Source organism: Sphingobium sp. FG125, assembly GCF_057809795.1.
Genome location: NZ_JBMDKQ010000019.1, coordinates 55,726 through 77,240 on the forward strand (window position 1 = coordinate 55,726; position 21,515 = coordinate 77,240).

The 21,515-nt window shown below is 66.3% G+C and carries 23 protein-coding genes; 21 read left to right on the forward strand and 2 right to left on the reverse strand.

The annotated features are described in order from the left end of the window. Window positions 1–55: 55 nt before the first annotated feature. From cobW to cobJ, 6 genes are read left to right on the forward strand one after another with little or no spacing between them, the layout of a single operon-like run. Window positions 56–1,093 carry a cobalamin biosynthesis protein CobW gene (gene cobW, locus ACODSR_RS16550; protein ID WP_489077731.1) on the forward strand — a complete coding sequence of 346 codons (1,038 nt, stop codon included), beginning with the start codon at window positions 56–58 and terminating at the stop codon, window positions 1,091–1,093. A gap of 9 nt (window positions 1,094–1,102) precedes the next feature. Further along, window positions 1,103–4,393 carry a cobaltochelatase subunit CobN gene (gene cobN, locus ACODSR_RS16555; protein WP_489077732.1) on the forward strand — a complete coding sequence of 1,097 codons (3,291 nt, stop codon included), beginning with the start codon at window positions 1,103–1,105 and terminating at the stop codon, window positions 4,391–4,393. Next, window positions 4,390–5,520 carry a cobalamin biosynthesis protein CobG gene (locus ACODSR_RS16560; protein WP_489077733.1) on the forward strand — a complete coding sequence of 377 codons (1,131 nt, stop codon included), beginning with the start codon at window positions 4,390–4,392 and terminating at the stop codon, window positions 5,518–5,520. Before cobN ends, ACODSR_RS16560 begins: the two co-directional genes overlap by 4 nt. Further along, on the forward strand, window positions 5,520–6,149 hold the full coding sequence (locus ACODSR_RS16565; RefSeq protein ID WP_489077734.1) for a precorrin-8X methylmutase: 630 nt from the start codon (window positions 5,520–5,522) through the stop codon (window positions 6,147–6,149). Before ACODSR_RS16560 ends, ACODSR_RS16565 begins: the two co-directional genes overlap by 1 nt. After that, complete coding sequence (gene cobI, locus ACODSR_RS16570) at window positions 6,146–6,892, forward strand: precorrin-2 C(20)-methyltransferase (protein ID WP_489077735.1); 747 nt, start codon at window positions 6,146–6,148, stop codon at window positions 6,890–6,892. Before ACODSR_RS16565 ends, cobI begins: the two co-directional genes overlap by 4 nt. Before the next feature lie 11 nt (window positions 6,893–6,903). After that, a complete protein-coding gene (gene cobJ / locus ACODSR_RS16575) occupies window positions 6,904–7,653 on the forward strand; it encodes a precorrin-3B C(17)-methyltransferase (RefSeq protein WP_489077736.1) in 750 nt (249 codons plus the stop codon). On the opposite strand, the gene ACODSR_RS16580 is transcribed toward cobJ, so the two are convergent. Then, the gene (locus ACODSR_RS16580) at window positions 7,629–8,378 is read right to left on the reverse strand and encodes a cobalt-precorrin-6A reductase (RefSeq protein ID WP_489077737.1); all 750 of its coding nucleotides are present in this window, start codon (window positions 8,376–8,378) and stop codon (window positions 7,629–7,631) included. The two genes, cobJ and ACODSR_RS16580, sit on opposite strands and share 25 nt — an antisense overlap. On the opposite strand from ACODSR_RS16580, the gene cbiE reads away from it, so the two are divergent. From cbiE to cobU, 15 genes are read left to right on the forward strand one after another with little or no spacing between them, the layout of a single operon-like run. After that, a complete protein-coding gene (gene cbiE / locus ACODSR_RS16585; RefSeq protein ID WP_489077738.1) occupies window positions 8,377–9,585 on the forward strand; it encodes a precorrin-6y C5,15-methyltransferase (decarboxylating) subunit CbiE in 1,209 nt (402 codons plus the stop codon). The two genes, ACODSR_RS16580 and cbiE, sit on opposite strands and share 2 nt — an antisense overlap. Next, a complete protein-coding gene (locus tag ACODSR_RS16590; protein WP_489077763.1) occupies window positions 9,582–9,962 on the forward strand; it encodes a cobalamin biosynthesis protein in 381 nt (126 codons plus the stop codon). The genes cbiE and ACODSR_RS16590 overlap by 4 nt, the downstream gene beginning before the upstream one ends. Then, window positions 9,959–10,744 carry a precorrin-4 C(11)-methyltransferase gene (cobM, locus tag ACODSR_RS16595; protein ID WP_489077739.1) on the forward strand — a complete coding sequence of 262 codons (786 nt, stop codon included), beginning with the start codon at window positions 9,959–9,961 and terminating at the stop codon, window positions 10,742–10,744. Before ACODSR_RS16590 ends, cobM begins: the two co-directional genes overlap by 4 nt. Further along, window positions 10,741–12,075, forward strand: a complete 1,335-nt coding sequence (locus ACODSR_RS16600; protein WP_489077740.1) for a cobyrinic acid a,c-diamide synthase CobB — start codon at window positions 10,741–10,743, stop codon at window positions 12,073–12,075. The genes cobM and ACODSR_RS16600 overlap by 4 nt, the downstream gene beginning before the upstream one ends. Continuing rightward, window positions 12,072–12,851, forward strand: coding sequence for a precorrin-6A synthase (deacetylating) (gene cobF, locus ACODSR_RS16605; protein WP_489077741.1), 780 nt, complete (start codon window positions 12,072–12,074; stop codon window positions 12,849–12,851). The genes ACODSR_RS16600 and cobF overlap by 4 nt, the downstream gene beginning before the upstream one ends. After that, window positions 12,841–13,467, forward strand: a complete 627-nt coding sequence (gene cobO, locus ACODSR_RS16610; RefSeq protein ID WP_489077742.1) for a cob(I)yrinic acid a,c-diamide adenosyltransferase — start codon at window positions 12,841–12,843, stop codon at window positions 13,465–13,467. The genes cobF and cobO overlap by 11 nt, the downstream gene beginning before the upstream one ends. Beyond that, a complete protein-coding gene (gene bluB / locus ACODSR_RS16615) occupies window positions 13,464–14,111 on the forward strand; it encodes a 5,6-dimethylbenzimidazole synthase (RefSeq protein ID WP_489077764.1) in 648 nt (215 codons plus the stop codon). Before cobO ends, bluB begins: the two co-directional genes overlap by 4 nt. Before the next feature lie 25 nt (window positions 14,112–14,136). Beyond that, entirely contained in the window at window positions 14,137–14,544 is a 408-nt protein-coding gene (locus tag ACODSR_RS16620) for a DUF1636 domain-containing protein (RefSeq protein WP_489077743.1), read from the forward strand. Next, window positions 14,541–15,557, forward strand: a complete 1,017-nt coding sequence (gene cobT / locus ACODSR_RS16625; protein WP_489077744.1) for a nicotinate-nucleotide--dimethylbenzimidazole phosphoribosyltransferase — start codon at window positions 14,541–14,543, stop codon at window positions 15,555–15,557. The genes ACODSR_RS16620 and cobT overlap by 4 nt, the downstream gene beginning before the upstream one ends. Then, entirely contained in the window at window positions 15,554–16,135 is a 582-nt protein-coding gene (locus ACODSR_RS16630; protein ID WP_489077745.1) for a histidine phosphatase family protein, read from the forward strand. Before cobT ends, ACODSR_RS16630 begins: the two co-directional genes overlap by 4 nt. After that, a complete protein-coding gene (locus tag ACODSR_RS16635; RefSeq protein WP_489077746.1) occupies window positions 16,132–16,872 on the forward strand; it encodes an adenosylcobinamide-GDP ribazoletransferase in 741 nt (246 codons plus the stop codon). The genes ACODSR_RS16630 and ACODSR_RS16635 overlap by 4 nt, the downstream gene beginning before the upstream one ends. Next, window positions 16,869–17,852, forward strand: a complete 984-nt coding sequence (gene cobD, locus ACODSR_RS16640) for a threonine-phosphate decarboxylase CobD (RefSeq protein WP_489077747.1) — start codon at window positions 16,869–16,871, stop codon at window positions 17,850–17,852. The genes ACODSR_RS16635 and cobD overlap by 4 nt, the downstream gene beginning before the upstream one ends. Then, entirely contained in the window at window positions 17,845–18,795 is a 951-nt protein-coding gene (gene cbiB / locus ACODSR_RS16645; RefSeq protein ID WP_489077765.1) for an adenosylcobinamide-phosphate synthase CbiB, read from the forward strand. Before cobD ends, cbiB begins: the two co-directional genes overlap by 8 nt. Next, window positions 18,783–19,517 carry a nucleotide-binding protein gene (locus ACODSR_RS16650; protein ID WP_489077748.1) on the forward strand — a complete coding sequence of 245 codons (735 nt, stop codon included), beginning with the start codon at window positions 18,783–18,785 and terminating at the stop codon, window positions 19,515–19,517. The genes cbiB and ACODSR_RS16650 overlap by 13 nt, the downstream gene beginning before the upstream one ends. After that, window positions 19,514–20,041: a bifunctional adenosylcobinamide kinase/adenosylcobinamide-phosphate guanylyltransferase gene (gene cobU, locus ACODSR_RS16655; protein ID WP_489077749.1), complete on the forward strand. Its 528-nt coding sequence runs from the start codon at window positions 19,514–19,516 to the stop codon at window positions 20,039–20,041. The genes ACODSR_RS16650 and cobU overlap by 4 nt, the downstream gene beginning before the upstream one ends. A 639-nt stretch (window positions 20,042–20,680) precedes the next feature. On the opposite strand, the gene ACODSR_RS16660 is transcribed toward cobU, so the two are convergent. Continuing rightward, window positions 20,681–21,391, reverse strand: a complete 711-nt coding sequence (locus ACODSR_RS16660; RefSeq protein WP_489077750.1) for a TonB family protein — start codon at window positions 21,389–21,391, stop codon at window positions 20,681–20,683. Between the last annotated feature and the right edge of the window lie 124 nt (window positions 21,392–21,515).

Consider the following 21,515-nt stretch of genomic DNA (forward strand, 5'->3'; position numbering starts at 1 on the left):
TGGACTTGTCCGGCAAGCCCCGCCGTGTCTCGCTCTGGCGCACGGAGAAGTTACCATGTCCGACCTGTCAAAGGTGCCGGTCACGATCATTACGGGCTTTCTGGGCGCGGGGAAAACCACGCTCATCAGCCACCTGATTCGCAATGCCGGTGGGCGCAGGCTGGCGGTGGTGGTCAACGAATTCGGCACGCTGGGTGTGGATGGCGACATTCTGCAATCCTGCGCGATTCCTGATTGCCCGGCGGAAAACATCGTCGAGCTGGCCAATGGCTGCATCTGCTGCACCGTGGCGGACGATTTCATCCCCACGGTCGAGAAGCTGCTGGCGCTCGATCCGCGCCCCGATCACATCCTGATCGAAACATCCGGACTGGCGCTGCCTAAGCCCCTGCTCAAGGCATTCGACTGGCCCGCGATCCGCAGCCGGATAACCGTGGACGGCGTGCTGGCGCTGGCCGATGCCGAAGCTGTTGCGGCAGGGCGGTTTGCGCCCGACGTGGCCGCGCTCGATGCGCAGCGCGCTGCCGATTCGAGCATTGATCACGAAACGCCGCTGTCGGAAGTGTTCGAGGATCAGCTTGCCTGCGCTGACATGATCCTGCTGACCAAGGCCGATCTGGCCGGACCCCAAGGCGTTGCCGCGGCGCGCGCCATCATCGCCGCCGCGATTGACCGCGCGGTGCCGGTCATCGAACTGACCGAAGGCGTGGTCGATCCGCGTATCATCCTGGGGCTTGATGCCGCCGCTGAGGACGACATCGCCGCGCGCCCGTCGCACCACGATGGTGAGGACGACCACGAGCATGATGATTTTGACAGCATCGTGGTCGAATGGGGCGAGATCGCCGATCGGGCGGCGCTGGTCACGCGGATCGAAACGCTGGCGCGCGATCACCATATCCTGCGCGTAAAGGGCTATGCGGCAGTGGCGGGCAAGCCGATGCGGCTGCTGGTGCAGGCGGTGGGCGCGCGGGTGCGGCACCAGTACGACCGCCCATGGCGCCCAGACGAGCCGCGCCGCACCACGCTGGTTGCCATTGCTGAGCATGATCATATCGACGCCGACGCCATTCGCGCGGTCTTGCAGGGCTAAGCGCGGGCCATGCACGTCATTTTCCGCGAAACGCACGGGATGGAAGAAACTGCCGTCCCGCAGGATCTGGGGCAGGAGCCTGCGGATATGGTGGTCCTGTCCTTTTCGGACAGCGACCTGGGTGCATTCGCGGCAGCCTGGCATCAGGCCCGCGGGGGCAATGCTGTATTTCCTTCGCTGCGGCTCGCCAATCTGGCGGCGCTGATGCATCCCCTGTCGGTCGACACGTATGTCGAGCGTACGCTGTCGGGCGCCAAGGCGATTCTGATCCGGCTGATCGGCGGCACGCCCTATTGGAGCTATGGGCTGCAACAGGTCGGGGCGCTGGCCCGGTCGCGCGGAATCGCGCTGGCAGTGCTGCCCGGCGACGGCTTTGAGGACGCACGGCTGGATGCGGCTTCGACCGTGCCGGTGTCCGCGCTGCGCGAACTTGCGCAGTGGTGCGATGCGGGCGGCGCACAGGCGGCACAGGCGGCGCTTGCCGCGCTGTCCCGACTGGCGGGGCTGATCGATGCACCCGCCCAAAATTGCGCGCCGCTGCCGCTGGCAGGAGGCTGGCATCCCGACCGGGGCGTGATCAATCCCGAAACCTTTGCGCGTAATCCCGGACGGCCACTGGTTCTGATCATATTCTATCGCTCCTACCTGACCGCGCACGATCTGGATCCGTTTGCCGCCCTCCATGCTGCGTTCGAGGGGCGAGGCTTTGAGGCGTTGTCGATTTTCGTTCCCTCGCTGAAAGCACCCCAGGTGCGCGATCGGGTCGACCGCTGGGCGCGCGATCTTGGCCCGGCGGCCATCATCAACGCCACCGCCTTTTCCGCGCGAGGTGAGGACGGTACTACCCCGCTCGATGGCGCGGGCGTGCCGGTGTTCCAACTGGCGCTGGCCACGTCCGGGCGTGCAGGCTGGGCAGCAGCTTCGCGCGGGCTGTCCCCGGCAGACCTCGCCATGCATGTGGTGCTGCCCGAGATTGACGGGCGGGTGTTTGCAGGCGTCGCCAGTTTCAAGGAAGCGGGCGCGCGCGATCCCGCTCTTGGTTTTGCCCGCACCGTCCATCGCGCCGATCCCGACCGGATCGAGGCGATCACCGCGCGGGTGGCCGGATGGATTGCGCTGGCGCAAACGCCGGTTGCAGAGCAGCGAGTTGCGCTGGTCCTGTCGACTTATCCTGGCAAGTCTTACCAGATGGCCCATGCGGTTGGGCTGGATGCGCTTGCCTCGACCGAGGCGATGCTGGCAGACCTGTCAGAAGCGGGATATGCCACGGATGGCCAGACCGATCTGGCGGTGCAGCTTGAACGCGACCATCTGCACTGGTCGCTGATCGAATATCGCAAGGCGTTGGCGGCATTGCCCGAAGCTTTGCGTGCCGATCTTTGGGCGGCGTGGGGCGAACCGGACGTCGATCCAGCGGTCGCCGATGGTGCGTTTCGTTTTGCCGCGCTGTCTATCGGCCATGTGCTGGTGGCGTTGCAGCCTGAACGGGGCGAGTGCTCGGGGCGCGATGGGGACTATCACGATCTGTCCCGCTGTCCGCGCCATTCCTATGTCGCGTTTTATCTGTGGCTGCGTGCGCGGGGGGTGGACGCACTGGTTCATATTGGCGCGCATGGCACGCTGGAATGGCTGCCGGGTAAGGCGGTGGCGCTGTCTGGCGCTTGCTGGCCCGAGGCGCTGATCGGCGCGATGCCGGTGATCTATCCGTTCATCGTCAACGATCCCGGAGAAGCTGCGCAGGCCAAGCGGCGGATCGGCGCGGTTACTATCGGGCACGTCCCGCCGCCACTGGTGCAAACTAAAAGCGGCGTGGGGCTGGCCCGGATCGAGGCGCTGCTCGATGAATTCTCCAACGCTGACGGGCTGGACCCGGCCCGCCGCGACCGCCTGCAAGCGAGCATCCGCGAGGAAGCGCGCGTGCTGGGGTTGGAGGCGGAACTGGGCCTCGATGGCGCGGCCACGCTGGTTGAGGCGATCACCCGGATCGACCGCTTTGTTTGTGACATCAAGGAAAGCCAGTTCGGCGACGGGCTGCATGTGTTCGGGCGCGGCGAACAGGGCGCAGCCGAGCGGGCCGGATTGCTGACGGCGCTGGACGGACGGCGCGTTCCTCCCGGTCCCTCCGGCTCCCCGTTTCGCGGGCGCAGCGATGTGCTGCCGACCGGGCGAAACCTTTATGCGATAGACCCGCGGGCGGTGCCTTCACGCGCGGCCCATGCGCAAGGAGTGACATTGGCAGAGGAGCTGATCCGGCGGCATTTGCAGGATCATGGCGATTATCCGCGCGGGCTGGTGGTCGATCTGTGGGGATCGGCCACGATGCGCACGGCGGGCGAGGAATTCGCCATGGCGCTGCACCTGCTGGGCGCAAAACCGCTGTGGGACATGACATCCGAACGGGTGACGGGCGTTGAGATTCTGCCGCTGGCGCTGCTGGACCGGCCGCGCATCGACGTGACACTGCGGGTTTCAGGCCTGTTCCGCGATGCCTTCCCGGTGCTGCCCATGTTGTTCGGACAGGCGGTGCGAGCGTTGTTTTTGCGGGACGAACCGGCGGACTGGAACCCCTTTGCGGGGCAGGCAGCGGCCCCGCGCGTCTATGGACCTGCACCCGGCAGCTATGGCCTTGGCCTTGGCCTTGGCGACGCGGCCGAGGTCTATACCGACGCGGCCCGGCACGCTGCTGGTGAGGCATGGCTGGCGGCATCAGACCATGCGTTTGACGCAGCCTCCGATGCGATCGGGGGCACGCCCGATCCTGAGGGCCTGCGCCAGCGCGTGGAACGGGCCGACGCCTTTGTCCATCTTCAGGACTTGCCCGAAACCGACCTGCTGCTGGCCGCCGACTATGCCGCGCATGAGGCGGGCTTTGCCGCTGCCAAGGCGCTGACTGGCGGGACGGCAGCGTTCTATCACCTCGATAATCGCGACCCGTTGAATCCCGTCGCGCGCACCCTGACCGAAGAGATCGCCCGCGTGGTCCGTGCCCGTGCCGCGCATCCCGGCTGGATTGCAGGCATGATGCGGCATGGTTTTCGCGGGGGCGCGGAACTGGCCGCGACGCTGGATCATATGGGCGCCTTTGCCCATCTTGCGGGCAACGTGCCGCCGCATCTGTTCGACCTCTATCACGATGCGACGCTGGGGTGTGCCGATGTTCACGCCTTTCTTGAGCGTGAAAACCCCGGCGCGCTGGCGGCGATGGAAGCCCGCTTTGTCGCGCTCCATGCCGCCGGGCTGTGGCAGACCCGGCGCAATTCCATCCTCGCCAGTCTGCCCAGCCATGAGGATCGGACATGACGAGCCCTGTGGTGAAAGGCTGGTGTCCCGATGCATGGCGCCCGATGATGGCGGGCGACGGGTTGCTGGTGCGAGTAAAACCCCGGCTTGGCTGCCTAACCCGCGCGCAAGTGCTGGGCCTGTGCGATGCCGCCGTGGTACACGGCAATGCCCTGATCGACATGACCGCCCGCGCCAATCTCCAGCTTCGCGGGGTGCGCGAAACCGGCTGGCAGACGCTGCTCGACCGGTTGCTGGCGCTCGATCTGGTGGAGAGCGATCCCGTCATCGAACAGCGGCGCAACATTCTTGTCGCGCCGGATTGGCGGGTCGGTGATGACAGCCATCGCATTGCGGGCGCGTTGCTGACCCGGCTGGATGAGTTGCCCGATCTTCCGGGCAAGTTGGGCTTCGTTATCGATGCTGGTCGGGCCTGCGCCCTGCACGGCGAGGTGGGCGATTTCCGCATCGAGTGCGACGAAAAAGGCGGCCTGATCCTGCGCGCCGATGGCCATCCGGGCGGTGTCGCGGTTGCCGCAGGTCGGGAAGTGGACGCCCTGATCGCGTTGGCACACTGGTTTGCGGCCAGCGGTGGCGCGGAAGCGGGGCGTATGGCCCGGCACACGGCTGCCCTGCCCGAATGGGCTTGTGGCGACATTCTGCCCGCGCCGTCGGCTGCTCGCATCGTGCCCGGCGTTCATGATCTGGGCTGGGCTTATGGCCTGCCGTTCGGCCGGATAGAGGCGCCGATACTGGCTGGTATTATGGAGGCATCGTCTGCCGGGGCGGTGCGGATTACCCCGTGGCGGGTGCTCGTAGTAGAAGGCGCGCCTGCCATGCAGGTGGATGGCCTGATCACCGACCCTGCCGATCCGCTGCTGCATGTGGATGCCTGTCCGGGCGCGCCGTGTTGCCCTCAGGCCACGGTCGAAACCCGCGATCTCGCCCGGCGCCTCGCCCCGCATATCGATGGACGGCTGCATGTTTCGGGCTGTGCCAAGGGCTGTGCCCGCCCGCGCGCCGCCGATGTCACGCTGACGGGCCGCGATGGCCTGTTCGATCTTTCCCTGAACGCGCCCGCCGGAGGCCCTGCGGTTCGCAGCGCGCTTGGCCCGGTCGACCTTCTTGCCCAATTTGGAACCACTTGATGCCCCATATCTATGAAACCGATGGCGCAGCCATTTATCGCCAGTCCTTCGCCACGATCCGCGCCGAAGCCGATCTGGCGCCCTTTTCGGCCGATGAGGAGCCGGTGGCGGTCCGCATGATCCACGCCGTCGGGATGGTCGAACTGGCGGCACATATCCGCTTTTCGTCTGGCTTCGCACAAATGGCTAGTGCCGCGCTGGCCGATGGCGCGCCGGTGCTGTGCGATGCACGGATGGTGTCCGAAGGGATCACCCGCGCACGCCTGTCGGCCAACAATCCGATCATCTGCACGCTCAATGCGCCGCCAGTACCGGACATGGCGCGGGCGATGGGCAACACCCGTTCCGCCGCCGCGCTGGAACTGTGGCGACCGCATCTGGCGGGCGCGGTGGTGGCCATCGGCAATGCGCCAACCGCGCTGTTCCATCTGCTGAATATGCTGGAAGATCCCGATTGCCCGCGCCCTGTGGCGATTATCGGCTGTCCGGTGGGCTTTGTCGGCGCAGCCGAATCCAAGGCGGCGTTGTGGGCCGCCCCGCCGGTTCCGTGCTGCATCGTTGAAGGGCGGCTGGGCGGCAGCGCGATCACGGTCGCCGCGATCAACGCGCTGGCAAGCCGCGCCGAATGAGCATGCTGCCAGAAACCATTCCTGCGGGAACGATACACGGCGTCGGGCTTGGTCCCGGCGCGGCCGATCTGCTGAGCGTGCGCGCCGACCGGCTGGTGCGCGGGGCGCGCCACGTGGCCTATTTCCGCAAGGCCGGGCGGCCGGGTCAGGCGCGGCGGATTGTCGAAGGGATGCTGCGCGCCGGCGTGGTTGAAATCCCGATGGAATATCCGGTGACGACCGAAATTCCGCTGTCCGATCCCCGTTACAACGACTGTCTTTCCGCCTTCTATGCCGAATGCACCCAGCGATTGCTGGCGCTGGCGCAAGCGGGCGAGGATGTGGTTGTGCTGTGTGAGGGCGATCCGTTTTTCTACGGCTCGTTCATGCATCTTCATGGCCGTTTGGCGGGCGTGGTGCCGGTGGCGGTGGTGCCGGGCATCACCGGCATGGCCGGAGCGTGGAATGCGACCGACATTCCCATCACCTGGGGCGATGATGTGCTGACCATCGCGATGGCGACCCTGCCCGAGGAGGAACTGGCGCGGCGCATCCGCGACACCGATGCGCTGGTGGTGATGAAGATCGGGCGCAACCTGCCCAAACTGCGCCGCGCGGTGGCGGCGGCGGGACGCGAGGACGCGGCCTGGCTGGTCGAACATGCGGCCATGCCCGGCCAGCGGGTCACCCGGTTGAGCGAAGCGACCAGCGTCACGCCCTATTTCTCGATCCTGCTGATCCATGGCCAGGGGCGCCGGCCATGAGAGCCGGGGCCATGAGCGGCTGGCTCGCCATCGCCGGTCTGGGGCCGGGGGATGAGGCGCTGATCACGCCCGAAGTCACCGCCGCTCTGGCCGGGGCGAGCGATGTTATCGGCTATATTCCCTATGTCGCCCTGATCGCCCCGCGTGAGGGGCTGACGCTGCATCCGTCCGACAACCGGGTGGAGCTGGACCGGGCCGCTCATGCGCTGGAACTGGCGGCGCAGGGGCGGCGCGTGGTGGTGGTGTCCTCTGGAGATCCCGGCGTGTTTGCCATGGCCGCCGCCGTGTTCGAGGCGCTGGAGGCTGGCCCGGCCCACTGGCGCGATCTCGACATCCGGGTGCTGCCGGGCATTACCGCGATGCTGGCCGCCAGCGCGCGGGCGGGGGCGCCGCTGGGCCATGATTTTTGCGCGATCAACCTGTCGGACAATCTCAAGCCGTGGGCTTTGATCGAAAAGCGGTTGCGGCTGGCGGCGGAGGCGGACTTTGCCATGGCCTTCTACAACCCAAGGTCAAAAGCCCGGCCCGAAGGTTTCGAACGCGTGCTGGAACTGCTGCGCGAGGTGTGCGGTTCTGATCGCCCGATCCTGTTCGCCCGCGCCGTATCGACGCCCGACGAGCAATTGCGGATCGTACCGCTGGGTCAGGCGCGCGCGAATATGGCCGACATGCGGACCATGGTCATCGTCGGATCGAGCCTGACGCGGATCATCGAACGTGCGGCTGGCCCCATCTTCTATACGCCGCGTTCGGTATCATGAGCCAGCCACACCAGCACATCTTCAGGGCGATAGCATTCGGCCCGGCGCGGAATGGCGGGGCGATCAATCATCAGGACCGGCAGGCCCAGATTTCGCGCGGCGATCAGCTTGGCATCGGCGCCGCTGCCGCCCGCATTCTTGCACACCACCAGATCGATGGCGTGGGCCTGCATCAACGCGCTGTCGCCGGTAACGGTGAACGGCCCGCGATCAACGATCAGGGTGTGATGGGGCAAGCAGGGCGGCTGATCTGGCGCATCGACAAAGCGCAGCAGATAATGATGTTGCGGCTGGGCAGCGAAGGCTGCCACATGCATCCGGCCCAGCGCCAGCATGATGCGGCGGACCGGGCCTGCCAGCGCGGCGACCGCGCTGTCGATGTCGGCAACGCGGGTCCAGCGGTCACCGGCAACCGGCTGCCACGCCCGGCGGGTCAACGCCACATGAGGTACTCCGGCCAGACGGGCTGCCTCCATGGCATGGCCGCTCATCGTCGCGGCAAAGGGGTGGGTCGCGTCCACCAGATGAGTCACGCGGTGGTGGCGCAGATAATCGGCCAGCCCCGCCACCCCGCCGAACCCGCCGACGCGCACTGGCACCGGCTGAACGCGGGGGTTTTCGGTGCGCCCGGCATAGCTGAGCGTCGCCGCAATGCCCTGCGCCGCGAGCAATCGGGCCAGAGCGCTGGCCTCGGTCGTGCCGCCCAGCAGGAGGACATTCGGCATGGCTGACGCGGCTCTCCAAGCGTGGTTGACGATCATCGGCATCGGCGAGGACGGGCCGGATGGCCTGTCCGCCGCGAGCCGGGCGGCGTTGGCGCGGGCGGAACTGGTCATGGGACCGGCCCGGCATCTGTCGCTGCTGTCCGCGATTAGCTGCCCCGCGATCGAATGGCCAGTACCCTTTGCCGATGGCATCGCCCTGTTGATGCCACATCGCGGGCAGCGCGTGGTGATGCTGGCATCGGGCGATCCGTTCTGGTTCGGGGCGGGGAGCAGCGTAACCCGGCAGCTCGATCCGGGCGAATGGGTGGCGATACCGGCGCCTTCCACGTTCACACTGGCCACCGCGCGATTGGGCTGGGCGCTTCAGGATGTGGTCTGCCTTGGCCTGCACGCTGCGCCGTTAGAGCGACTTAGACCCCACCTGGCGCCGCAACAACGCATCCTGGCGCTGTTGCGCGATGGCGAGGCGGTGACCGCGTTGGCGGACTATCTGATCGGGCAGGGGTTCGGCCCTTCGATGCTGCATGTGATGGAAGCATTGGGCGGCCCACGCGAACGGATGCGCGGCGTAACCGCCGAGGCGCTGTCCCTTACCGATATCGCCCATCCGGTTGCGGTCGGGATCGAGTGTGCCGGGCACGGTGACGCCTTGCCGCTGACGGCGGGCCGACCGGACCACTGGTTTGCATCCGACGGGCAGATCACCAAGCGCCCGGTGCGTGCGCTGACGCTGTCGGCGCTGGCTCCGTGTGCGGGTGAACTGCTGTGGGATATTGGCGCGGGATCGGGATCGATCGGGATCGAATGGCTGCTGGCCCACCCGGCCAACCGGGCCTGTGCGATAGAGGCAGATCCGGTGCGCGCAGACCGTGTGCGGGCCAACGCCGCTGCGCTGGGCGTTGACCGGCTGAACGTGGTGATCGGACGCGCGCCGGATACTTTGCCACCGGGACCATTGCCCGATGCGGTGTTCATCGGCGGGGGATTGTCGGAGGCATTGCTTGAAACGCTATGGGCGCGGTTGCCCGCCAGAACGCGGCTGGTGGCCAATGCTGTGACGCTGGATTCGGAAGCGCTGCTGACCCGGTGGCATGGCCAGAAGGGCGGGAGCCTCCTGCGTATCGAACTGGCCGACGCCGCGCCGCTGGGCAACCGGCACGGATGGCGCGCGCGCTATCCGGTGGTGCAATGGAGCGTGACGCTGTGATCGTCGCCGGGTTCGGCTTTCGGTCTGGCGTCGGCCTGCCCTCGCTGCGCGCGGCGTTCGCGCTGGCGGAGCAGGGGCAACCGCCGGTGACGCATCTGGCCACGGCGCAAGACAAGATCGCGGCGCTGCTCCCTCTGGCCAAAGCGCTGGGCCTGCCGCTGATGGGCGTGGCGTCCGATGCACTGGCCGCCGTTTCCACCCCCACGCGCTCGATCGCCAGCCTGAACGCTCGTCACGTCGGCAGCGTGGCAGAGGCATCGGCCATGGCCGCCGCCGGCGCAAGCGCTCGCCTGCTGGGGCCGCGCCACATCTCCCCCGATCGCATGGCGACGTGCGCCATTGCTGTCAGTGACAACCTTCAGGGAACCCCGACATGACCGTCCACTTCATTGGCGCCGGTCCCGGCGCGCCCGATCTTCTCACTTTGCGCGGACGCGATCTGATCGCGGGCAGTTCGGTGTGCCTTTATGCCGGGTCGCTGATCCCGGTCGCCGTGCTCGATCATTGCCCGCCGGGCGCCCGGATCGTGAACACCGCGCCGCTGGAGCTGGATCAGATCATGGCCGAGATCGCCGCCGCTCATGCCGCCGGGCACGATGTGGCGCGGTTGCATTCGGGCGATCTGTCGGTGTGGTCGGCGATGGGCGAGCAATTGCGCCGCCTGCGCGCGCTCGACATTCCCTTTACCGTGACGCCCGGTGTTCCGGCGTTCGCCGCCGCCGCCGCCGCGCTGGAGGCGGAGCTGACGCTGCCCGCGCTGGCGCAATCGCTGGTGCTGACCCGCACGCCGGGCCGCGCCAGCACCATGCCGCCCGCCGAAAGCCTCACCAATTTCGCACGTACAGGCGCGACGCTGGCCATTCACCTGTCGGTTCATAAGCTGGCGCAGGTGGTGGCGGATCTGACGCCGGCCTATGGCGCGGATTGCCCCGTCGCCGTGGTCTGGCGCGCCAGTTGGCCTGATCAACGGATCGTGCGCGCCACGCTCGACACGATCGAGCAGGCCGTGGCCGGAAGCATGGAGCGCACCGCCCTGATCCTTGTCGGTCGGGTGCTGGCAGCGCAGGATTTTGTCGAAAGCAGCCTTTACGCGCCTCGCTATGACCGTCGCTTTCGGCCGCAGGATGCCACGTCACGCTTTGCCGGTGCGGCCGAATGAGTGCGCGCCGCCAGACTCCGGGATTGATGATAGCCGCCCCCGCATCGGGCACAGGCAAGACCACGGTGATGCTGGGTCTGCTACGCGCCCTGACCGAAGACGGGCTGGCGGTGCAGCCGTTCAAGAGCGGGCCGGACTATATCGATCCGGCGTTTCACCGCGCCGCTTGTGGCAGGTCGTCGTTCAACCTCGATAGCTGGGCGATGGAAGGCGATCTGATCGCTGCCATAGCGGGGCAGGCTGCGGGCGCGGACATGGTGTTGGCCGAAGGGTCGATGGGGTTGTTTGACGGCGTGGCCATCAAGGGTGCGTCGGGCAATGGTGCCAGCGCCGACATGGCCCGTCGCATGGGCTGGCCGATCGTGCTGGTGCTGGACGTATCCGGGCAGGCGCAGTCCGCCGCCGCCGCCGCACTGGGGTTCAGCAGCCTTGATCCGGGGCTGCCATTTGCCGGGGTGATCCTGAACCGCGTGGCCAGTCCGCGCCATGAACGGCTGGTGCGCAAGGGCATGGAGGCGGTAGGCATTCCGGTGCTGGGCGCCCTGCCAAGGCGCGGCGACCTGACCCTGCCCGAACGCCATCTGGGGCTGGTTCAGGCGGTGGAGCATCCCGACCTTGATCGCGCGATTGCCGAGTTTGCAGCGTTCCTGCGCGCCCATGTCGATCTTGACGCTATTCGCCTTGCCGCTGGTGCCGCACCACAAGCCGACGGCGGCAACCTGCCCGCCCCTCCGGCCCAGCGGATTGCCATGGCGCGGGATCCCGCCTTTTCGTTCGTCTATCCGCACTTGCTCGAAGGGTGGCAGCGCGCCGGGGCGGAGATCCTGCCGTTTTCGCCATTGGCGGATCAGGCGCCCGCCGACCATGCCGATCTGGTGTGGTTGCCTGGCGGCTATCCCGAACTGCACGCCGGGACCATCGCCGCCGCCGCGACATTCCTGTCCGGCCTGCGCCGCCATGCCGAAACGCGGCCCGTTCACGGCGAATGCGGTGGCTATATGGTGCTGGGGCAGGGGTTGATCGACAAGAGTGGTGAGCGGCACCAGATGGCCGGGCTGCTGGGGCTCGTCACCAGCCATGCCCAGCGCAAGATGCACCTTGGCTATCGCCATGCCGAACTGCTGGTGCCGATATCGGGCCTTGCCGCCGGGACCAGGATGCGCGGGCACGAGTTCCACTATTCCACCATCGTTGAACAAAGCGACGCGCCGCTGGCGCTTGTGACCGATGCCGAAGGCGCGGCGGTGGCCGAAAGCGGATCGCATCGCGGCAATGTCACCGGCAGCTATTTCCACATGATCGCGCCCGCTTCGTGCCGAGAAGCCCAATGATCGACCTCCACCTGATCGGCATCGGCACTGGCAACCCCGATCACCTGACAGCGCAGGCCGTGGCGGCGATGAATCATGCCGACCTGATCCTGTTGCCGCGCAAGGGGCAGGCCAAGTCCGACCTGATCGACCTGCGCCGGGGGATCTGCGCGCAGGTGCTGACGGGGCCAACGCGGATTGTGGAATTTGACCTGCCAGTAAGAGGTGGGCCAGTGCGCGGTAATGGGTCCACTTATCTGGATGACGTCAATGCTTGGCATGATGCCATCGCGGATGCGTGGCAGGCGCGGATCGCCGAACATTTGCCCCGTGGCGGCACACTGGCGCTGCTCGTCTGGGGCGACCCCTCGCTTTATGACAGCACCTTGCGCATTGCCGATCGGCTGAGCAGCGCGGGCGTTGAAATCACCGTGCGGGTGGTGCCGGGCATCACCAGCGTTCAGGCGTTGACCGCCGCCCATGCCATGCCGTTGAACCCGCTGGCCGGCCCTGTGACGATCACCACCGGGCGGCTGCTGCGCGCCCATGGCTGGCCTGCCGGAGCCGACACGATTGTCGTCATGCTCGATAGTGGCGGCGCGTTCGAGAGGCTGGAGCCGCAGGGCATCACCATCTGGTGGGGCGCTTATCTGGGCATGGCGCATGAGGCGCTGGAACAGGGCGCGCTGGCGCAAGCAGGTCCCCGGATCGCGCTGCGCCGGGCGGAACTGCGCGCGCGCTATGGCTGGATCATGGATGTCTATCTCATGCGAAGGGAATTGGCCGATGGAACCTGAAAACCAAGTAGAAGTTGCAGACGACGATGCCCGCCACGCCGAAAAGATGCGCAAGAAGCAGACCGCGCAGGCCAAGATCATGGCCAGCAAGACCCGCGAACAGGGCCTGCTGATCGTCCACACCGGCAAGGGCAAGGGCAAGACCAGCGCGGCGCTGGGCATGGTGGTCCGCGCCATCGGCCATGGCATGAAAGTGGGGGTGGTCCAGTTCGTCAAAGGGGCGATGAAGACCGGCGAAAAGGCCGTGTTCGATGCCTTTCCCGACAATGTCGAATTCAAGCCGATGGGCGAGGGTTTTACCTGGGACACGCAGGATCGCACGCGCGATATCGCGGCCGCCCGCGCCGGTTGGGACGAGGTCAAACGCATGATGGCCGACCCCAGCTATCACATGGTGCTGGCAGACGAGTTGAACATCGTGCTGCGGTATGACTATCTGCCGGTCGATGAAGTGGTGGCGGTGCTGACCGCGCGCGACGCGATGAAGCACGTCATCGTCACGGGCCGCAATGCCCCCGACGCGCTGATCGAGGTGGCCGACCTCGTCACCGAGATGACCATGGTCAAGCACCCGTTCCGTTCGGGTGTGAAGGCGCAGGCGGGGATCGAGTTCTGAGCGACGCCCCGCCTCTGTTCGACGCGGCGTTTGCGGAGCAATTCACGCAATTGCTGCGCTGGCGGCGCGATGTCCGGCATTTCGACCGTCGCGCCGTGGCGGAAGCGGACATGCGCGCGCTGCTGGCCTGCGCCGCGCTGGCGCCATCGGTCGGTAATGCCCAGCCGTGGCGCTTTGTGCGCGTGCGGACGCCGGACATACGGGAGGCGTTGGCCGCGCATGCCGATGGGCAAAGCGCCCATGCGGCAGAGCGCTATGCCGGGCAGGCGCGGTACGATCACTACCTGTCGCTCAAGTTGCACGGCTTGCGTGAGGCGCCCGAACTGATCGCGGTGTTCTGTGACGAACAGCCTGAGGCGGGGCACGGCCTTGGCATTGCCACCATGCCCGAAATGTTGCGCTATTCCTGCGTGCTGGCGATCCACAATCTGTGGCTGGCGGCGCGGCTGCGTGGGCTTGGCCTTGGCTGGGTGTCGATCGTTGATCCACCGGCGGTCCATGCCATGCTCGACGTTCCCGCCGCCTGGTCGCTGATCGCGCTGTTGTGCATCGGTTACCCGGCAGACACGTCCGATACCCCCGAACTGGAACAGCGCGGCTGGCAGCAGCGTGAGCCGTGGGCCGACCGGGTGTTCGAACGATGATTTTCAATCAAAGGACCAGAAAACCATGCTGATACAAGTGGAGGACGGCCCCGCTATAGTGGCCTGCAACACCTGTCGCCACAGCGCCGACGCGCGTGAGGACGTCGCCGGAACGCGCGGCGGCGCGCAATTGGTGGCGGCGCTGCGTTCAGTTCAGCAGAGCGACGCGCGCTATGCCGGGGTCGCCGTGCAGGAAATGCCCTGCCTGTTTGCCTGCACCGATTTCTGCACCATCCACCTGCGCGCGCCGGGCAAGGTCGGCTACGTTCTGGGCCGGTTCACGCCGGACGAGGACGCCGCCACCGCTATTCTGGACTATGCGGTCCATTATGCCGCCAGCGAGCATGGCCGGGTGCCGTTCAAGCAATGGCCCCAAGGCGTGAAGGGCCATTTTATCACGCGCACCCCGCCGCAGGGCTTCGTCGCGGAATGAGCCGGTTTGCTACGCTGGTCGCGTTTGAAACGGCCCTTGGGCGCTTGCCCATGGCCGATGCGGACGCCATCGCCGCGGCGCGTGCGCGGCAGGCCAGCCTGACCAAACCGGCCGGATCGCTGGGGCGGCTGGAAGACATCGCGGTGTTTATGGCCGGATGGCAGGGAACGGTGCAGCCGGTGATCGAACAGGGCCGCGCGGCGATCTTTGCCGGAAATCATGGCTTCGTCGTCCACGGGGTCAGCGCCTTTCCCGCCAGCGTGACCGCCGCGATGGTCGGCAATTTCACTGCTGGCGGCGCGGCGATCAACGCACTGGCCGGGGCGGCCGGACTGGATCTGCGGGTGGTTGCACTCGATCTCGACCGGCCCACGGCGGATTTCACCGTCGTCGCGGCCATGGATGAGGCGGAGTGCCTTGCCGCATTGTCCGCCGGGGCTGCGGCAGTGGAGCCGGGGTTGCACCTGCTGGTCGTCGGCGAAATGGGCATTGGCAATTCGACTGCCGCCGCCGCGCTGTGCGCGCGCAGTTATGGCGACACGCCCGCGCAATGGGTCGGGCCGGGCACGGGGGTCGATGCGGACGGCATAGCGCGCAAGGTGGCGGTGGTGGAACGGGCACTGGCCTTTCACGCCGATGCGCCGCACACCCCGTTTGAGACCCTGCGCCGATTGGGCGGGCGCGAAATCGCCGCGATTGCCGGGGCCGTGCTGGAGGCGCGCCGTCTGCGTATTCCTGTGGTGCTGGACGGGTTCATCAGCTGCGCCGCGCTGGCGCCGCTTGCCGCCGCCGTTCCGGCGATCACGGATCATTGCCTGGCGGGGCACTGCTCGGCTGAACCGGGGCATATCCGCTTGCTGGGGCATTTGGGCCTAGAGCCCCTACTGTCGCTGGGCATGCGATTGGGCGAAGGCAGCGGTGCCGCACTGGCGGTGTCGATCATCCGCGCAGCGCTGGCCACGCACAATGGTATGGCGACATTTGCCGAGGCCGGGGTGGCAGACAGCCTGTGAGCAGCTTTCCACTTTACCTTCTGCGCCACGGCGAACCGGAAGGCGCGGGGCGGCTGATCGGCCGCACCGATGCGCCGCCTACGGCCGCTGGTATCGCGGCCTGCGCCGGTCAGGCGCGGGATCTGGCGGCGGAGGTGCTGCCAGAAGTGTTGATCGCTTCCGACCTTTCCCGTGCGCGTTTGGCGGGCGAGGCCATCGGGCTGGAGACCGGCGTGCCGCTGTCAATCGATCCGCGCTGGCGCGAGCTGGACTTTGGCGCATGGGACGGGATGGCGCCGGGCGATGTCGAAGGCGCGGCGCTGGCGCGGTTCTGGGACGATCCCGATGGCCATGCGCCGCCCGGTGGAGAACGCTGGTCGGCGCTGGTGGACCGTGTGTCCGCTGCCATTGACGATCTGGCCGCGCGGCCAACGCTGATCGTCACGCACGCTGGCGCGATCCGGGCGGCGCTGGCGGTGCTGTGCGGGTTTGACATGCGCCAGACGTGGGCCGTTGACCTGCCCTACAATTGCCTGCTGACGTTGCGCGTGTGGCCCGGAGCAACCCCCACGGCACAGATCGCGGGGCTTTATCCGTGAGGGGCTTCATCATCGCCCTGCAATTCCTGACGCGGCTGCCTATGCCAGCTCCACTGCGGACAATCGTCGTGGATGATGCCGCGTTTGCCCGGTCGATGCGCTGGTTTCCCGCTGTGGGGCTGGTTATTGGTGCAGCGGTTGCGGGGGTGGCATGGGCAGGCGCGCTGGTCGATCACCGGCTGGGCGCATTGGCCGCGCTGATCGTCTGGGTGGGCGTGACCGGCGCGCTGCACCTTGATGGCCTGGCCGACCTCGCCGATGCCCGCGGCGCGGCGCATAAGGATCACGACAAGCTGCTGGCCGTCCTTGCCGATCCCCACGTCGGCAGTTTTGGCGTGGTCGCGATTGTGCTGCAACTGCTGGGCAAGCTGGCGCTGCTGGATATGCTGGTGGATGCACGGGCGTTTGGCGCGCTGGTACTGGTGCCGTTTGCCGCGCGTATCGGCCCGCTGGTGTGGACATGGTGGCTGATGCCGCTGCATCAGGGGCTGGCGGCACGATTCCGTTCCGCCATCGGCCCGATCGATCTTGCAATCTGGGCCGCCGCGCTGGCTGCGGCGGCGTGGTTCACGCCGGCGCTGCTCATCACGCCATTACTCGTTCTGTGGTGGGGCTGGCACGTGCGCCGCGCGTTGGGCGGGATTTCCGGCGATGGCCATGGCGCAGGCATCGAACTGATCGAAACCGGCTTGCTCCTGAGCCTGACGATCACGGGCCTATGGATACCCACGGTATGAACAATTTCAGTTTTCACGGCGGCAGATTGGCCGATGCCATGGCGCAGTTCGGCATGGCCAATGCGCCGTGGATCGACCTTTCCACCGGCATCAATCCGCATGGCTGGCCCGGCGCGGACAATCTGGCGGTGGACTGGCAGGCGCTGCCCGATGCAGGCGCGCTGAACGATCTGGAGGCCGCCGCCGCAGCCTGTTTTGGCGCGGACCCTGCGCATGTCTGCGCGGTGCCGGGCACCGAGATCGGCTTGCGGATGTTGGGCGATATCTTGCCCGGCCCCGCTATCCATGCCCAGCCCAGCTATCGCACCCATGGCGAGATGATCCTCCACAGCCGCCCCGTAGCCCTGACCGAAATGGCGGGAACAGAGGAAGCGACCCTCATCCTCGCCAATCCCAACAACCCCGATGGACAGATCACCCCGCCCGCGACGCTGCTGCGCTGGCTGAAAGCGCGGCGCGACAGCGCAGCTTGGCTTGTCGTGGACGAAGCCTTTGCCGATGCCGCCCCGCACAGCAGCCTTGCCGCCCATGTGCAGGAAGAACAGAGGCTGATCATCTTTCGCTCGTTCGGCAAGTTCTTCGGGCTGGCCGGGGTGCGGCTCGGCTTCGTGCTCGGACCGCGCGCTCTGCTAGCGCAATATCGGCAGCGGCTGGGCAGTTGGCCGCTATCGGCGGCGGCGCTGGCCATCGGCGTGGCTGCCTATCGCGATGCGCATTGGATTGCCGCCATGCGGATAGCCCTGCGCGAACAGGCCACAGCACTGGATACGGTGCTGGCGCGGCGGGGCTTCAGCGCGATAGGCGCTTGCCCGCTGTTCCGGCTGATCGAAACGGACGATGCCAATGCGCTGTTCGAACGCCTTGCGCGCCATGCCATCCTGACGCGACCGTTCGATTACGATTCGCGCTGGCTGCGCCTGGGTCTACCTGCCGACCGTGAGGCGCTGGATCGCCTTGATGCGGCGCTGGCTGATGATTGAGCCGACTGCTTTCCTGGCCTTGGTGCTCGACGCGGCAGTGGGCTGGCCTCAGGCGCTGTATCGCCGGATCGGCCATCCTGTGGGCATCTTTGCGCGGGTTATCGCCGCGCTGGAATGGCGCTGGAATGTCCCCTCGCGTTTCGATGGACAGCGGCGCGTGGCCGGGGCGGTCACTGTCCTGATCCTGCTGGGTGTGGCGGGCGGTGTGGGCTGGGTGCTGCAAAGTCTGCTCGTTGCAATCGCCGGGCCTTGGGCTTGGCCGCTGATCGCTGTGCTGGCCTGGCCGGGTCTGGCGCAGCGCAGCCTGTACGACCACGTTCGCCCCGTTGCGGATGCGCTGGAGCGGCAGGATCTGCTCGCAGCGCGCGCCGCAGTCGGCATGATCGTTGGCCGTGATACGACGGCGCTTGATGAAGCGGGTGTTGCCCGCGCGGCGATCGAGAGTCTGGCGGAAAGTTTCTGCGACGGGGTGGTCGCGCCGTTGTCCTGGCTGCTGGTGCTGGGGCTGCCCGGTATCTGGGCCTATAAGGCGATCAACACCGCCGACAGCATGATTGGACACCGCGAGGAGCGATGGCGCGCCTATGGCTGGGCTGCGGCCCGCACCGACGATGCGATGAATCTCGTGCCAGCACGCCTATCGGGATTGCTGATCTGCCTGTGCGGCGGGGGTGGCTGGCGGATATTATGGCGCGATGCGTCTAGGCACGCCTCGCCCAATGCGGGCTGGCCCGAGGCCGCGATGGCCGGGGCGCTGGGGCTGCGCCTGGCTGGGCCAGTCGCTTATGACGGGATTTTTTCGGACAAGCTCTGGATTGGGGAGGGAGACCGCCCGGCCCGGACAGAGGATATTCGGCGCGGATTGGGCATTTACGCCCGTGCCTGCCTGTGCCTGTGGGTCATGGCAGCCGGAATTGCAGGAGGTGCAGCATGGGCGCTATAATGCTTCAGGGCACCGGCTCGGATGTGGGCAAATCCGTGCTGGTGGCGGGGTTGTGTCGCGCCTTGGTGCAGCGGGGTTTGCGGTTCTTGCCGTTCAAGCCGAAGAGCATGTCGAACAATGCTGCCGTCACCAGCGATGGCGGCGAGATCGGCCGGGCGCAGGCCTTGCAGGCGATCGCCTGCAAGGTGGAGCCGCATACCCACCAGCCGATCCCGGCGGAGGCCACGCTGATCATCCTCCCCGGATCGAAGGCGCCCATCGCCGATCCCGCTGGGCTGGAGGGTCCGGCCAGCGCTGCCAGCGGCCTTGGCCTGCTGGATGTCGAAACGCCCCTGCACGCGCACAAGGCGTTGCGCCCGGTAAGCGGGCTGGCGATGGGGGCGCCTTTTCAGGGCTATGAAATGCACATGGGGCAAACCAGCGGGCCGGACACGCAGCGCCCCTTCGCCCGGCTTTCCGATGGAGGCTGCGATGGCGCGATAAATGCGGGGGGAACGGTGTTTGGTTCCTATGTCCACGGCCTGCTGGCCGATGCGGAGCTGCGCCGGGCACTGCTGTCGCGCATGGATGTAGAAGCCGGGGGCGTGGACTATGGCTCCACCGCCGAGGCGGCGCTGGACGAGATCGCAGCTGCGCTGGAGGAGCATCTCGATATCGACGCGCTGGTGGCGCTGGCGATGATGGAACGACCCGCCTCCGTCCCAGCGAGAGACAGCGTATGAGCAGTGCTTTGCCCCATTTGCTGGTGCTGGGCGGAGCGCGTTCGGGCAAAAGCCGCTTTGCCCAAGGCCGGGCTGAAGTCCTGACAGGTAAACTGGTCTATCTTGCGACAGCCCAGGCCTTCGATGAGGAGATGCGCGAGCGAATCGAGCTGCACCGCGCCGATCGCGGTCCTCGCTGGTCAACTGTCGAGGCCCCGCTGGACCTGGCGGAGGCAATCACGGCATATAGCACGCCGGAAACGGTGGTGCTGGTCGATTGCCTGACGTTGTGGGCTTCGAACCTGATGCTGGCGGAACGCGATACGGCTACCGCTACGGAAGGACTGGCGCGCTCGCTTTCAGCCGCACGGGGGCCGGTCATTCTGGTCGCCAACGAAGTGGGTCTGGGCATTGTACCCGACAATGCCCTTGCCAGAAGGTTTCGCGATGTTGCGGGCCGCATCAATCAAGAAATGGCGGCAGTGGTTGAAGAGGCCGTCATAATGTTCGCCGGCCTTCCCTTGACGCTGAAACCTAAAGGATGAGCGGCTACCCATACCATTTGCCCCTGTGCAACTCGTGGGGGCAGGTGGTATGGGGCAAAGCCAGATCCAGCGTGTCGGTGACGTCGCCGGCCATCATTGTGGTGCACAGCTTCCACGAGATGATGTAGCGGGAGTAGCGGTGTCTGCGGCTCGCTGATTAGCGAGTTCGCCTTCGGACTCGGGGATCTCCGACCGCAGAGGTCATCATCGAAGAGCGCCAGAGCTCGACTTTCGACCGGTCATGACAGCCTGGCCCGTTTTTATCCCGGCGTTGACACCTGAGCCGAAAACCCCTTGCCCCAGACGCCCATCCTCGGCGGTTAACCCGGTGGGTCAACAGGGACCTCCCACCGACGCCGCCGCCAGCACACCTGACGGTGCGCGTCGTCGTCCGCGGGCCCCTCCTATCGACTACCGGGATAACCGCCCCACCACTCGAAGGTGGGGTCAATATTGGGCGCCGATAGGGGGTCAGTATTGAACGCCGGTTGACAGCGCTAGCAGATATAGTTTGTATATCTGAACCGGTCATCGCAGCGGAAAGAACCGATGTTGGCGAGAACGACAGGTTACGTCGGAAGCTGACCTACCGGATTTCACCTGTTTTCCGGCCTCACAGCCCTCAATGGCAGTGGCCGATTAAGGTTGGCTCGGAGATGGGGCTGGAGAGGTTTGTGGGATTCGCCAGTTTAATACGCCGTTGGCCGTGTCCGCAAATGGGATGCCGAAGACATCGACTGCTGGCTCATAGCGACCTAATGTCATCATGACGTGACAGGTGGCCGCATCAAGTGACGTCGACCCGGAAGAGCGCCTGATTCTACACGCTGTTGGAAGCCCGTCAGGAGATACGTCGATGTCGGCAAAAGCTCTACCCTGCTCGTTTCGCTGCTTTGCCTCGACGGGGTAGGAGAATTCGCCGCTAAAGGGAGGAGTTGCCAAGCGCGCCGGATGCCCCGGTCGCGCCGCAATCACCTGTGGGTTGGAAGTGTTCCAAATAAATTTGAGCGGCATGGCCGGCGCTCCATAGGCACTCTTCTGAAACCGTGCGGTTTGTGCTGCTCGGCAACTGGCTGCGGCGAGTTCTAGATCGGTAGCCGAAGTCTTCACCTCGCAGGCGACGATGCTGCCGTTCGGATCAACCCGCAAATCGAGTTCAACAGCGCCTTGAAGTTCGCGCTGGCGCATTGCCGATGTGTAAAACTTGGCAAGCTTCGGCTCTTTTTCCAAGCGCAGGGCAACCGGCAATTGCCAAGGTTTAGTGCGCTGGGGCGGTGGAACTGCAACTTGCGAAACTGCAATCGCAGGGATCGTCGAGACCGCCAAAGCTGCGAACCAATTCATCTTCATTGAAAGTTCCGATGCTCCCCTGTACACCCGCATATTATCGAGCGCACGCCACTCGTCCAGCACCCGTCCAGCTTCGGTATCGAAAAGACCTGATTTCCGCACACCTCACCGAAACCAAGTATCG